This window comes from Flagellimonas oceani, from assembly GCF_011068285.1.
GTDB classification, from domain to species: domain Bacteria; phylum Bacteroidota; class Bacteroidia; order Flavobacteriales; family Flavobacteriaceae; genus Flagellimonas; species Flagellimonas oceani.
In genome coordinates, this window is sequence record NZ_CP049616.1 from 1,465,348 (window position 1) to 1,479,544 (window position 14,197).

Below are 14,197 nucleotides of genomic sequence, written 5' to 3' on the forward strand. Positions count from 1 at the left end.
TCTAAACCTGAAGTACCCCCATATTAAACTTTTTCTCAATAGGCGCATGGTTGGCGGCCTCAATGCCCATGGAAATCCATTTGCGGGTATCCAACGGATTGATTATGGCATCCGTCCACAGTCGAGCTGCTGCGTAGTACGGTGATATTTGGTCATCGTACCGCTGCTTTATTTCATCAAAGAGTTGCTTTTCCTTTTCGGCATCCACAGGTTTGCCACTTTTTTCCAAACTGGCCTTTTCAATCTGTAACAGCACCTTTGCGGCAGAGTTTCCGCTCATTACAGCGAGTTCGGCACTTGGCCACGCAACGATCAATCTGGGATCATAGGCTTTACCGCACATGGCGTAATTCCCGGCCCCGTAGCTATTGCCAATTACTATGGTAAATTTTGGCACCACGGAATTACTTACCGCATTTACCATTTTGGCGCCATCTTTAATTATGCCGCCGTGCTCACTTTTACTGCCCACCATAAACCCGGTAACATCCTGCAAAAACACCAACGGAATCTTCTTTTGGTTGCAATTGGCGATAAATCGGGTGGCCTTGTCCGCGGAATCGGAATAGATGACCCCGCCAAATTGCATTTCTCCCTTTTTGGTCTTTACCACTTTACGTTGATTGGCCACAATGCCCACGGCCCAACCATCGATACGGGCGTATCCGGTTAATATGGTCTGTCCGTAGCCCTCTTTGTACTGTTCAAACTCGGAATCGTCCACCAAACGCTTGATGATTTCCAACATATCGTACTGATCGCTTCGGGAAGCGGGCAAGATGCCAAAAATGTCATCTGGATTTTCAGTAGGTTCTTTCGATTCAACCCTATTGAAACCGGCCTTATCAAAATCTCCGATTTTATCTACGATGTTTTTTATTTTGTCCAACGCATCTTTGTCGTCCTTGGCCTTGTAATCGGTTACACCGCTAATCTCAGAATGGGTTGTAGCACCACCCAAGGTTTCATTGTCAATGCTTTCGCCGATTGCCGCCTTCACCAAATAACTTCCCGCTAAAAATATGCTTCCTGTTTTGTCAACGATCAAAGCTTCGTCGCTCATAATGGGCAAATAGGCCCCTCCCGCAACACAGCTTCCCATCACCGCGGCAATTTGGGTAATGCCCATGCTGCTCATTACGGCATTGTTTCTAAAAATACGGCCAAAGTGTTCCTTGTCCGGAAATATTTCGTCCTGCATGGGCAAATAAACCCCTGCACTGTCCACCAAGTAGATGATGGGCAATTTGTTCTCTATGGATATTTCCTGGGCCCGTAGATTTTTCTTCCCGGTAATAGGAAACCAAGCACCGGCCTTTACCGTGGCATCGTTCGCCACCACCACACACTGTTTGCCTTGTACATAACCTACTTTCACGACCACTCCGCCCGACGGACATCCCCCGTGCTCCTCGTACATATCCTCTCCCGCAAAAGCACCGATCTCTATGGATTCACTGTCGGCATCCAATAAATAATCAATGCGCTCCCTTGCAGTCATTTTACCTTTGGCATGGTGCTTCTCGATACGGTTTTTGCCGCCACCAAGCTTCACTTTGGCCAATTTCCGTTTTAGGTCAGAGAGTTTTAACTTGTTATGGTCTTCGTTCTTGTTGAAGTTTATGTCCATTCTACTATAAATTCATTTAGCTGGTTAAAGATAAGGAGTTATAATCATTACTTTTGAACTATATGGAAACCAAAATACGTTGGGGCATTGTTGGTCCCGGAAAAATAGCGAGAAAATTTGTTTCGGACCTTTTGCTGGTGGATGATGCTGAAGTCACTGCCGTAGCATCAAGGTCAATGGAAAGGGCAAAGGAATTTGCCGAAGAATACAATGTAGAGCATACTTTTGGCAGTTATGATGAATTGTTCCAATCGGGAACCGTGGATATTGTTTATATCGCCACACCACATAATTTCCATAAAGAGCTGTCCATAAAGGCACTTGAAAACGGCATAGGGGTTTTGTGCGAAAAACCAATGGGCGTTAATAGGGCAGAAGTAGCGGAACAGGTCAATGCATCAAAAAAACATAACGCATTTTTAATGGAGGCCATGTGGTCCCGTTTTAATCCGTCCATCAAAAAAGTAAAGGAATTGGTGGATGCTGGGGAGATAGGGGACCTAAAATATCTTTATGCGGATTTTGCATTTTATGCATTGGATAGGGATGAAGATTCTCGATTGCTAAATCCCAATCTAGCTTCGGGCACTATTTTGGATATTGGTATTTACCCCATTTTCCTTTCTTATTTGTTGTTGGGCATGCCAGAGCACATTATGGCAAGTTCCAAGTTTCATGACAACGGTACCGAGCTCCAGACCAGCATGATTTTTGACTACCCTGATGCACAAGCTATGTTGTATAGTGGTTTTACCAGTCGCTCCCGAATGGATGCGGAAATTTCCGGGGAAAAGGGCGAACTGTTTTTAAAATCCAGATGGCACGAAGCGGACGAATATACGATGGTGAAGGAAGACGAAACCAAAAAGTTCAGTCTACCCCTGAAAGGTATTGGTTACTACTACGAAATTCTGGAAGTGCATGAATGTTTACGAAGCAATAAAACTGAAAGTGATCTATGGTCGCACCAAAACAGCTTGGATTTGTCAGAGTTATTGGACAGTGTCAGGAAAAAATGCGGGGTGAGCTTCCCTTTTGAAACATAATCCTTGATAATAGCTTTACATTATACCTATTTTTACGATATTTGAAATTCTTCAGAAATTAATAGAATGGGAATGAATAAAAACACAGTGCTGGCCTGGGCCACATGGATTATGATTTTTGTGGGAATCGGTATGATCGCACTTGGAGCTTTTAAATATGATGAAGTGGCGGGCTGGGGCTTTGCTGCTGTTGGAATCGGTTTTTTTGCCGTAGCTTGGGTGTTCAATGCCCTAAAAGGTAGAGTGTAAGCTCTTTTTCTTAACAATTTAATTTATCACTAAATGTCAGACGATAAAAAAGTCATTTTTTCAATGTCTGGGGTTACCAAGACCTATAAAACGGCCAACACCCCGGTACTTAAAAATATATATTTAAGCTTTTTCTACGGAGCCAAAATCGGAATCTTGGGTCTAAACGGATCCGGTAAGTCCACCTTGCTTAAGATTATTGCAGGGGTTGATAAGAATTATCAAGGAGATGTGGTGTTTTCCCCGGGATATTCGGTTGGTTATTTGGAGCAAGAACCACAGCTGGACGAGAATAAGACCGTCCTTGAGGTGGTGAAGGAAGGTGTTGCCGAAACCGTTGCCATTTTGGACGAGTACAACAAGATCAACGACATGTTCGGTCTGCCCGAAGTGTACGAGGATGCCGATAAGATGCAGAAGCTGATGGACAAACAAGCCGCGCTTCAAGATCAAATAGATGCTGCAAATGCTTGGGAGCTCGATACCAAATTAGAGATTGCGATGGATGCGCTACGTACTCCTGAATCCGATAAAAAAATAAGTGTGCTTTCCGGTGGTGAGCGCAGAAGGGTTGCCCTCTGCCGACTGCTTTTGAAGGAACCCGATGTGTTGTTATTGGATGAGCCCACCAACCACTTGGATGCCGAATCGGTACACTGGTTGGAGCACCATTTGGCACAATATAAAGGAACCGTGATCGCCGTAACGCACGACCGTTATTTCTTGGACAATGTAGCGGGTTGGATTTTGGAATTGGACCGCGGTGAGGGAATTCCATGGAAAGGGAATTATTCCAGCTGGTTGGACCAAAAGGCCAAAAGACTGGAACAAGAGAGCAAACAGGCCTCCAAGCGTCAAAAAACGTTGGAACGAGAGCTGGATTGGGTGCGCCAAGGTGCCAAAGGAAGACAGGCCAAACAAAAGGCACGTTTAAAGAATTACGATAAGCTCCTCAGCCAAGATCAAAAACAAATGGAGGAAAAGTTGGAGATCTACATTCCAAATGGACCTCGATTGGGCACCAATGTAATCGAGGCCAAAGGGGTAAGCAAAGCTTTTGGCGATAAATTATTGTACGAAAACTTGAACTTTAACCTGCCACAAGCAGGTATCGTTGGTATAATCGGTCCAAACGGTGCCGGTAAGACCACTATATTCAAGATGATCATGGGAGAGGAAACTCCCGATAAAGGAGAATTCATTGTTGGGGATACGGCAAAACTTGCCTATGTGGACCAATCCCATTCAAACATCGACCCCGATAAATCCATTTGGGAAAACTTCAGCGATAGCCAAGAGTTGATCATGATGGGAGGAAAGCAGGTAAATTCCCGTGCCTATTTGAGCCGTTTTAATTTTTCGGGAAGCGAGCAGAACAAAAAGGTGAACATGCTTTCCGGAGGTGAACGGAACCGACTGCATTTGGCCATGACCTTAAAAGAGGAGGGCAACGTGCTGCTATTGGATGAGCCTACCAACGATTTGGATGTAAACACACTACGTGCGTTGGAAGAAGGTCTGGAAAACTTTGCCGGTTGTGCTGTGATAATCTCGCACGACAGATGGTTCTTGGACAGAATCTGTACACACATTTTGGCATTCGAGGGCGACTCTCAGGTATACTTTTTCGAAGGTTCGTTCTCAGATTATGAGGAGAACAAAAAGAAACGCTTGGGAACGGATATCATGCCCAAGCGTATCAAGTACAAAAAATTGATTCGTTGATAAGAGGGGAGGAATTATTCTTCTCCGCCGAGATTTTTGATTCCTTCCTCCAATAATTTTTTCGCTTTTTCCAAATATGCTTTTTGGTGGGCAGCCAAGCTGTTTGCATCTTGACTGTTTCCAGACGTGGAACCAATTGAGTTGGAAAGCTCCACCAATTGTTGAATGGCCTGTTCCGCGGATTGGAGTTTGTCACCGGCATGTTTTTCAAAAACCTTGATCATTTCCAGTTCCATGGATTGTACGGAAGCGGTTTCGGAACTTTCTTCCGCGGTTTCATCATCACTGTAAGTTTCTACCGAAGCTACCGTTGTTGAAGTTCCAAGAGTACATTCATCAATAATGGTAATGAGCTCGTTGATTTCACCGATGGCCTTTTTGGTAAAGAACCTTCCAGCTTCCCAATCGGCAGGCTCAATGGCCTTGTCCAAAGTTTCCATGGCATCCAAGGTCTTGTTCCTGGCCTTGTCACAACTACATTCTTCCATAAAACTTTGTCCGCTTTCCAAAGCGGTCAAAGCACGTTCGGCGTAGTACATTTGGTGCTCAAAGTTGGTGGCTTCCATGGCTTTTTTGCCATGACTTAGCGCATAGGTAACTTTAGCGTAAAAATTATCACATTGATTGGAGTAGGTAGCTTGTATGGCAAAAAGAAACGCCATCACTACAAAAACATGGGATTTGGGAGCCATATTCGAGTATTTGATTAGGTTACTAAGTTTGTTTGTCTAACGGCTAAACTACAATTTTATTTCAATATTCTAAAAATCTTCTGTTGGATACCAATCCCATTGCACCACTTCAATATTGGAATCACCGTTGTTCACCAAGGTCTTGAACTGCCCAACATCGCTTACGTCCGGTCTGCCTCTATAATGGTAAGGATAGACTTGATCGGGCTTAAATTCCAAAACGGCATCGGCCGCACTTTCCACCGTCATGGTGTAGGGTAGGTTCATACAGATGAATGCTTTATCAATATTTTCCAAAGCACGCATTTCCGGGATGTCCTCGGTATCCCCCGAAAAATAGATGCGTTCGTCACCAAAGGTGAACACATAGCCATTTCCTCTTCCTTTTACATGAAAATCTTTAGCTTCTTCCCGTAAGTTGTACATGGGGATGGCCTTTACCGTAAAACCAGCAATGTCTTTGCTTTCACCATTTTTCATAGTGGTTGTTTTTGAGGAAAGATTTTCCTCCATTTGTAAAACAACGGCATCGGGAGCGATGATCTGAACCCCTTCCAAATCCAATTCGTTTAAGGTCTCTGGATTAAAATGGTCTCCGTGTATATCGGTAATAAAAATAATATCTGGTGATTTTTGACCTTCAAAAGCGGCCTTTCCACCAACAGGGTCTATATATATGGTATGGTCGTCCCATTCGATTACCGCGGTGGCATGTTCTATCGGAATAATGTTGGCTGCAGCAGGCGCTTCGACCTCAACAGCTGTTTTTTCAACATCCGCTGTTTCTTCCTGTTTCTTTTCCTTTTGCTTGCAGGAAACCATCAAAAGTAAGAGTGCCCCAATGGTTGTGGTGATATTTTTTTTCATAATGAATTCATTTTTATCCTTTTAAAAATAAGGGATTATGGGTAGAATTATAATTTTTTGTGAAGATTATTTTCATCCAAATAATCCAAATACAAATCCCATGCGTATATAAACCAAACACGATTGATTAAAAAACCTTAAACGTAGAATCAATTAAAACAAAAAGTTATGACTGAAACAAAAAATAACAATAACGGATTGAAGGTAATAGCAGGTCTGTTAGGCGTAGTTCTTTTGGGAACCATTATTTACACGGTTAGTCTTTATCAAGATAAAAAAGCTACAGCAGAAGCACTTACTCAAGAAAAAGAATTGGTTGTAGAGGATTTGAACAATTTGAAGTCCGAGTATGACAAAGCTATTTTGGAAAGCAATGCCACTAACGAAGAGTTGGTTGCAGCTAGAGACAATATCGCAAAGTATATTGATTCCGTGAGCAGCATGAAAGCTGATATCGCTACACTTTCCCGTTACAGAAGACAAGTAAGCGTTCTTAAGGCCGAAAGGGAGGAATTATTGAAGCAAGTGGATTCCTTGACACAATCCAACAGTTTGTTGGCCATGCAAAGGGACAGCACTTTTGCTGAGTTGGAGCAACAAACCGTATTCAACGATTCTTTGATCATCCAGAACACTCAATTGGCCGATGCCGTTGAAAAAGGTTCTGCACTTAACCTTAGTACTATTAGTGTTGATGCCATCAAGGAAAGAAACAGTGGTAAATTGGTTTCTACCTCTAGAGCTAGAGCCACAGATAAATTCAAAGTTTGTTTTACCATTGCCGATAACGTAATCGCCGAAGCTGGTGACAGAGAATTCTATATCGAAGTTCTTGGACCACAAGGTAACGTATTGGGTGAAGGTTTGACAAAAACTACGGAAGATGGTAGCTCACTTACTTACAGTAAAGGAACCAACTTCTATTACGAAAACGATGCGCTGGATGTTTGCGACTATATAAACAAGCCTAGTGGCGATTTCCAAGATGGAAACTACATGGTAAATGTTTATGACAACAAATTGAAATTGTTGGGTACTTCCAGCTTTGAATTGAAATAGTAACACACACTATCACCATAACTAAAAATGCCCGTCCAATTTTGGACGGGCATTTTTTATGTTTTCAACCTGAGTTCGATTATTATTTTTGACCTTGAAAATGCCGCGTCACTTCGAGTGCGAAGCGTATCGAGAAGTGGCATTTTAGGACTGGAAATCGTTGTTTTTGATCTACCTGCCGGCTCTCAAACAGGCGATTTAAAATCACAACTTTCCAATAATCGAATTCGAGTTTCCAAGTTTCATTCGCTTATTTAAGACTGCCCACCATATCTTCCGGTTTTACCCACTCATCATATTCTTCAGCAGTAACATACCCTAGATTAATGGCCTCTTCCCTTAAAGTAGTACCATTTTTATGGGCCGTATTGGCAATCTCGGCGGCTTTGTAGTAGCCGATTTTGGTATTCAAAGCGGTAACCAACATCAACGAATTGTTCAGCAAAGTTTTAATGATCTCGTGGTTTGGTTCAATTCCAGCAGCACAGTTTTCATCAAAACTTACACAGGCATCCCCAATAAGTTGGGCGGATTGTAAAATATTTGCTGCCATAACAGGTTTGAACACATTTAGTTCGTAATGCCCCTGTGTGCCACCAACGCTAATGGCCACATCGTTGCCCATAACCTGTGCGCAAACCATGGTAATGGCCTCACATTGGGTAGGGTTTACTTTACCCGGCATTATGGAGCTTCCCGGTTCGTTGGCAGGGATTATGATTTCACCGATTCCGGAACGTGGCCCTGAGGCCATCATACGGATATCGTTCGCGATTTTGTTCAAAGAAACCGCTAATTGTTTCAATGCACCATGACTTTCCACAATGGCATCGTGTGCGGCAAGTGCTTCGAACTTGTTCTCCGCAGTAACAAAAGGTTTCCCGGTAAACTCGGCAATGTATTTGGCTACAAGCACATCGTAGCCTTTTGGTGTATTCAAACCAGTACCCACGGCGGTTCCGCCAAGAGCAAGTTCACTCAAGTGGGGCAATGTATTTTTTAACGCTTTCAACCCATGGTTCAATTGTGAAACGTAGCCTGAAAATTCCTGGCCCAAGGTTAGGGGAGTGGCATCCATTAAATGGGTTCTGCCAATCTTGACCACATCCTTGAATTCTTTGGATTTTTTCTCCAAGGTATCCCTAAGTTGCTCCACACCGGGAATGGTGACCTCCACAATTTTTTTGTAGGCCGCAATGTGCATTCCCGTTGGGAAAGTATCGTTGGAGGACTGACTCTTGTTCACATCATCGTTGGGCTGAATGGTTTTTTCGCCCTCTCCGATTTTTTTACCGGCAATTTCGTGCGCGCGGTTGGCAATTACCTCGTTCACGTTCATGTTGCTCTGGGTACCCGAACCGGTTTGCCATATGACCAAAGGAAATTGGTCATCGTGCTTGCCATCAAGAATTTCATCACAGACTTGGGCAATAAGATCTCTTTTTTCTTGGCTCAGCACTCCAAGTTTGTGATTGGTGTAGGCCGCCGCCTTTTTTAAATAAGCAAATCCGTACACCACATCCAAGGGCATGGAAGCAGGAGCACCAATTTTAAAGTTGTTTCGGGAACGTTCGGTTTGGGCGCCCCAATATTTATCGGCGGGTACTTTTACCTCGCCCATGGTATCTTTTTCAATCCTGAAACTCATAGTTTAAAATTTTGTCCTACAAAGGTAGGATATAGGGTATTTATATGGTAGTTCATCGAGATAAATACACTTTTTTTTGTACATCTATTTGCTTTTTTTGATAAGAAGAAAGTATCTTTGTTAAAACAAAAGGAGTAAAGATGTTCGAATTTGACCAATATTTAGGTTTTTTAGCTTTTCTAACAATTTTGACAATCGGTTTTTGGTTGATGATATTCTTGTTGACCTTTGTAGTACCTTACTGGTTGATCGGTAACCTAAGGGAAATGTATAAAGAAAGAAAAGAGGCCAAACGCGCCCAGCTCGAAGAATAAGATATACGAAAAGAAGCATTTGGCTTCTTTTTTATTTTAACCTAATTTAAAAATAGCCTTTAATCCATTAAGGGCTATTTTTTTTTTGACCATATGCGATATGTTGAAATTCAACATTAAACCATAAAAAAAGCAGCCAAATGGGCTGCTTTTTTATTTAAGTTTCGGGGGAACCTATTCGTTTTTTTAAAATTGGCCTTCTTCGAATTCGCCACCATCTTGTCTTTCTTGTCTGCCTCGCTTTTTCTGCTCGTTGATACGATAGATGAACGAAACCCTTAACTGGCGCTGCCTCCATTGAAAGTCACTGTCTTGCTCGAAAAAATCCGTGGTGGTGAACGAGCTTCTTTTTCTTGAGTTCAAAAGATCTTGCACGTTCAAGGAAATAGTGGCATTATCGTTTAAAAGATCTTTGCTGAACGCTAGGTCAATTGACAAAATACCATCGGAACGCCCTTGGATATCATCGGATGCGCCTCGGTAGAATGCATTGGTTTGCCAGTCGATTTTCCACGGCAGTTCCACTTTGGAGCTAAAGCGCCCAAACCAGCTATTGTTGGATTGGCTATAATCGACACCATTGAATTCACCATCAAGACTGAACCTAAAGAAATTGACACTACCGTTAAGTCGGAGCCACTTTGTAGGATTGTAAAGCATGCCCACTTCAGCACCTGTTCTATCGTTTGTTGCCAAGTTAAAAGGAATGTTCCTGATCACCTCAACTTGCGATCCTCCCGGTCCGGTAATGAACACCTGTTCCTGGACTCTTTGAAATGCATCGGTCTCTCTTTGATAGTACACGGATGAAGTCAAGGTAAGTTTATCCCATCGCTTTAAATAGCCCAAATCGAATGCATTTGAAAATGCTGGGCGAAGGTTGGGGTTACCTTGAAAAATATTCGTTCTACTGCTTCTGGATGGGAACGGATTCAAAAACCAGCTCCAAGGACGATTGATCCTTCTATTGTATCCCAAAGAAACATTCTCTCTTTCCGTAAACTCGTAGATTAGGTTGACCGTTGGGAAGAGACCTGTATAGTTGTTATCAAAATCTGTATCTATAGGAAATGAAAATTCTTCCTGTAGCTCCTCTTCGGTAAGTTCGGACTCAATTTTACCCTTTAATTGGGTGCTCTCCATCCGAAGCCCCAAAAGAAAGTTGAAGTCGCCAAATTTTGAGCCATACTGGGAATATAGCGCGTGGACATTCTGGGTGAAATCAAAAACATTGGTCTGATTCACATTTACTTCCAGCATACCGTTCGCGTTTTCCTGAAGCAGACGGTAATCTGTAACTTCATTTTCAAATGTTCCACGATATCCAGCTTCAAACTGAGAACCTTCACCAAACGGGAGCACATAATCACTCTGAACCAAATATTCTGTTTGATCCTGTAGGGAAGAGGTCTCTTCCATTGGAATAGCGATATCGGTATTGTCTGTATTGTTGTAACGAACAGGTTCGGCTATGTATCCGTTTTGACTTTCTTCGTCTACCGAGAATTGCACATCGGCAGTCAAAACCTGTCCATCTTCATCAAGTCTATTGATATAATTTAACGAAATTTGATGGGTATTATCTTTTTCAGTCTCCAGTTCACTTCTTGTGGTACCTACCTGTGGATCATTGTTTAAAAAATAATCGTTTACGTTTGTGGTAAGATCCTCATCGCTTCCTGTCCTGTAGAAATAAGAACCTGTTATGGACGATTGTTCACTGAAGAAATACTCCATTCCAAAATTCAGATTGACCCCACGATTGATTCTGTCGATATCCCTATCCTCTATATTTCTATCGTAAGCAATACTGTCCAAAAAAGCATCCTGCCTTGGGTCAAAATATCTGGTATCAAAAAAACCGTTACCAGGCCCTTCCCTATATCGGTAGCCAACTGTGGTAAAAAAATTGAACTTGTCCGTTCTTAGGTTGGCATTGGCCGTTATACCACCATTGGTCGGGTGGCCTCCATACAAATTGACGGATCCATTGAACCCGAGTGTTTTTTCTCTTTTTAGAACAATATTTAAAATACCAGCAGTGCCTTCGGCATCATACCTAGCGGAAGGACTGGTGATAACCTCCACTTTTTCTATGGCATCTGCTGGCAATTGTTGTAGGGCTTCGGTAGATCCAAAACCGGCAAGTGCAGAGGGTTTGCCATTGATCAGAATACGAACGTTTTCGTTTCCACGAAGACTGATGGCACCATCGATATCCACATTTACGGAAGGCACGTTGCTAAGCGCGTCACTAATTGTAGCGCCGCTTGTGGTAAGGTCTTTACCGATATTGTAAATTTTCTTGTCCAATCTTACCTCAACGGTGGTTTTTTCACCGACTACTTCAACTTCCGCAAGTTGGGCCACGTCCGGGGATAAAGTGATGGAACCCAGATTGGTGTCCAAATTATAGGTTTGGCCTTGTTTGGAATAGGTCTTGTAAGAAATAAATTCGACCCTTATGTTGTAAGTTCCGGGAGCGGTCTCGATTTCAAAATTACCATCGATGTCAGTTATGCCACCTGTAACCTGGTCTGGACTCTCTGCACTTTGCAACACAAAGGTTGCGTATTCCAAAGGTTGTCCGGATTCTGAATCGACTACCTTTCCTGAAATTGTAATGGAATTTTGGTTTTGCTGGGCTAATCCTTGAAATGTGGTCAGTACGATTAGCAGCAACGGGATTAATATCCTTTGCATAGTTTGATTTTTACGCTGCAAAAATTGAAGGAAAAAAAGTGGATGCGAAATATAAATCCCCCAACAACGTAATTGAACCTGCGAATGACCTTAAAGAATTGTTAACCCTTGTCTTTTTTCTTCTTTTTCTTCTTTTTCTTTTTGGCCTTGAAGTGGTTTTCTTGTAGTTCCATAAAGGCTTCAAACTTGTCTTCGGGAAGGCCTGCTTTTAGTTCGGCATCCTGGCGTCGCTTTATTTTTTCGACCTCTTCTTTCATCTTTAGGGGTTCCAAGCCAAGAATTTGAAGTTCTATCCGTTGTTGAACAGAGGTCACCAATGAGGTACGTACGACCGCCTGCTCAAAAGGATCTAAATCAATGGCCTCGGTAATGGATGGCATTTGTTCGTCCACAAGTTCTTCGGCCGTAGGGGGCGTTTCCTCCTTTTGACTTTCAACAGGGCCCGCTTGGGGCACATAACTACGTCCTCTACCATATCTGCCATAACCGTAAGGGGAGCCGTAGCCGTACTGGGCAACCACATCGTTCATGGCCAATAAGCCAATAAATAAGGTTATTAGGAAGAGTGTTTGTTTGCTTTTCATGGGGGTAAAGATACTATTTAGGTTGAATTTAATAGTGCAACCTATGTTAAATGTAATTGGTTATCAGAATTATAGCAGGCTCGAAATGTTCTCCGGAGGCCTTCCCACAACTGCTTTTTTCCCGTTGACAACAATAGGCCGTTCTATTAATTTGGGGTTTTCGGCCATTGCGGCAATCACTTCATCGTCGGTCAAGGTTTTACCCTTGAACTTTTCTTTCCAGATGGCCTCGGTCTTTCGAACCAAATCTATAGGAGCAATCCCCAAATATTGGACCAAAGTTTTCAATTCTTCCTTGCTGGGCACCTCGTCCAAGTATTTTACCACTTCGAATTCCTTTCCAGATTTTTCCAAGATGGCAAATCCCTCTCGGGATTTTCTGCATCGTGGGTTATGGTATATCTTAATCATGATTGTCTATTTAATCTTGTTCTTCCTTTTGCCCCATCATCATCAGATAGGCCTTTAAAAATGCATCAAGGTCACCGTCCATTACGGCATCAACGTTGCCCGTTTCCTCACCTGTGCGTACATCTTTTACCAATTTATAGGGATGCATCACGTAGTTACGGATTTGTGAACCCCATTCGATCTTCATTTTGGAAGATTCTATTTCGGCACGGGCCTCTTGTTTTTTACGAAGTTCAATTTCGTACAGTTGGGATTTCAACATTTTCATGGCCGTGGCCCTGTTATCGTGCTGTGAGCGCGAATCCGAACACGAAATTTGAATGCCGGTAGGTTTGTGAACCAATTGTACCTTGGTCTCCACCTTGTTCACATTTTGTCCGCCAGCGCCACTGGAACGTGCGGTGGTGATCTCTATTTCCGAAGGATTTACCTCTATCTCGATACTATCGTCCACCAATGGATATACATAGACCGAGGCAAATGATGTATGCCTTTTGGCATTGCTATCAAAAGGGGAGATGCGTACCAAACGATGCACCCCGTTCTCACCTTTGAGCCATCCAAAGGCATATTCCCCTTCAATTTCCAACGTAACGGTTTTGATTCCGGCCACATCACCTTCTTGGTAATTGAGTTCCTTGATTTTGTAGCCATTTTTTTCGGCCCACATCATGTACATGCGCATCAGCATGGATGCCCAGTCACAACTTTCAGTACCACCGGCACCAGCGGTTATCTGTAGCACGGCCGTAAGCTCATCGCCTTCGTCCGATAGCATATTGCGGAACTCCAACTTTTCGATGGCAAGTTGGGCTTTGTTGAACTGTTTGGAGACTTCATCTTCCGATACCTCACCAGCTTGCTGAAACTCCATAAGGACTTCAAGGTCGCCGACCAACGTTTTGGCCTCTTCAAAATCCTCTACCCATTTCTTTTTGGATTTGATGGACTGCATTTGTAATTGGGCCTCTTGTGGATTGTTCCAAAAACCGGGAGCAAGCGTTTTTTCTTCCTCGTTCTCTATTTCAATAAGTTTGGCATCAATGTCAAAGATACCTCCTTAACGCACCAAGGCGCTCAATAAGATCTTTCTGCTGATCTGTAGTTACCATGTAATATATTTTGGGGTAAAAATAAGTTTCTTTTTAAGTATTAAGGAATACAATGGTTAAAATTTTAACCTGAAAAGACGGCGGAAAAATAGAAATATGCAAAATCCCCCGTTCCATTTTGTCAATTTTAGTTTTACCATTACTTATGGAATTAGGG

At 42.7% G+C, this 14,197-nt stretch carries 13 protein-coding genes; 5 read left to right on the forward strand and 8 right to left on the reverse strand.

Annotated elements, in window-relative coordinates; genetic code table 11:
• Position 1: 1 nt before the first annotated feature.
• Positions 2-1,630 (reverse strand): acyl-CoA carboxylase subunit beta, encoded by a 1,629-nt coding sequence (locus GVT53_RS06825; protein ID WP_166247937.1) that lies wholly within the window; start codon positions 1,628-1,630, stop codon positions 2-4.
• A gap of 62 nt (positions 1,631-1,692) precedes the next feature.
• On the opposite strand from GVT53_RS06825, the gene GVT53_RS06830 reads away from it, so the two are divergent.
• The 3 genes from GVT53_RS06830 (at position 1,693) to ettA (ending at position 4,650) form a co-directional block, all read left to right on the forward strand.
• Positions 1,693-2,676, forward strand: a complete 984-nt coding sequence (locus GVT53_RS06830; protein ID WP_166247938.1) for a Gfo/Idh/MocA family protein — start codon at positions 1,693-1,695, stop codon at positions 2,674-2,676.
• Between the two features lie 66 nt (positions 2,677-2,742).
• Positions 2,743-2,925, forward strand: coding sequence for a CAL67264 family membrane protein (locus GVT53_RS06835; protein ID WP_166247939.1), 183 nt, complete (start codon positions 2,743-2,745; stop codon positions 2,923-2,925).
• Between the two features lie 33 nt (positions 2,926-2,958).
• Entirely contained in the window at positions 2,959-4,650 is a 1,692-nt protein-coding gene (gene ettA, locus GVT53_RS06840; protein WP_166247940.1) for an energy-dependent translational throttle protein EttA, read from the forward strand.
• 14 nt (positions 4,651-4,664) lie between these two features.
• Here ettA and GVT53_RS06845 read toward each other — a convergent pair whose 3' ends face one another.
• Together GVT53_RS06845 and GVT53_RS06850 are read right to left on the reverse strand one after the other, a co-directional pair.
• Positions 4,665-5,342 carry a hypothetical protein gene (locus GVT53_RS06845; protein ID WP_166247941.1) on the reverse strand — a complete coding sequence of 226 codons (678 nt, stop codon included), beginning with the start codon at positions 5,340-5,342 and terminating at the stop codon, positions 4,665-4,667.
• A gap of 69 nt (positions 5,343-5,411) precedes the next feature.
• Positions 5,412-6,209 carry an MBL fold metallo-hydrolase gene (locus tag GVT53_RS06850; protein ID WP_166247942.1) on the reverse strand — a complete coding sequence of 266 codons (798 nt, stop codon included), beginning with the start codon at positions 6,207-6,209 and terminating at the stop codon, positions 5,412-5,414.
• A 168-nt stretch (positions 6,210-6,377) separates the two neighbouring features.
• On the opposite strand from GVT53_RS06850, the gene GVT53_RS06855 reads away from it, so the two are divergent.
• Positions 6,378-7,268: a hypothetical protein gene (locus GVT53_RS06855; protein ID WP_166247943.1), complete on the forward strand. Its 891-nt coding sequence runs from the start codon at positions 6,378-6,380 to the stop codon at positions 7,266-7,268.
• 250 nt (positions 7,269-7,518) lie between these two features.
• Here GVT53_RS06855 and fumC read toward each other — a convergent pair whose 3' ends face one another.
• On the reverse strand, positions 7,519-8,916 hold the full coding sequence (gene fumC, locus GVT53_RS06860) for a class II fumarate hydratase (RefSeq protein ID WP_166247944.1): 1,398 nt from the start codon (positions 8,914-8,916) through the stop codon (positions 7,519-7,521).
• 140 nt (positions 8,917-9,056) lie between these two features.
• Between fumC and GVT53_RS06865 the strand changes: the two genes are divergently transcribed.
• Positions 9,057-9,230 (forward strand): hypothetical protein, encoded by a 174-nt coding sequence (locus GVT53_RS06865; protein WP_166247945.1) that lies wholly within the window; start codon positions 9,057-9,059, stop codon positions 9,228-9,230.
• Between the two features lie 186 nt (positions 9,231-9,416).
• On the opposite strand, the gene GVT53_RS06870 is transcribed toward GVT53_RS06865, so the two are convergent.
• The 4 genes from GVT53_RS06870 to prfB form a co-directional block, all read right to left on the reverse strand.
• The gene (locus GVT53_RS06870; protein WP_166247946.1) at positions 9,417-11,933 is read right to left on the reverse strand and encodes a TonB-dependent receptor; all 2,517 of its coding nucleotides are present in this window, start codon (positions 11,931-11,933) and stop codon (positions 9,417-9,419) included.
• Positions 11,934-12,034: 101 nt separating this feature from the next.
• Entirely contained in the window at positions 12,035-12,517 is a 483-nt protein-coding gene (locus GVT53_RS06875) for a hypothetical protein (RefSeq protein WP_166247947.1), read from the reverse strand.
• 69 nt (positions 12,518-12,586) lie between these two features.
• Positions 12,587-12,928: an arsenate reductase (glutaredoxin) gene (gene arsC / locus GVT53_RS06880; protein ID WP_166247948.1), complete on the reverse strand. Its 342-nt coding sequence runs from the start codon at positions 12,926-12,928 to the stop codon at positions 12,587-12,589.
• Between the two features lie 10 nt (positions 12,929-12,938).
• A protein-coding gene (prfB, locus tag GVT53_RS06885; protein WP_166247949.1) for a peptide chain release factor 2 occupies positions 12,939-14,040 on the reverse strand; the annotation gives its coding sequence in 2 pieces (ribosomal slippage) (positions 12,939-13,976 and positions 13,978-14,040; 1,101 coding nt in all).
• Positions 14,041-14,197 lie beyond the last annotated feature (157 nt).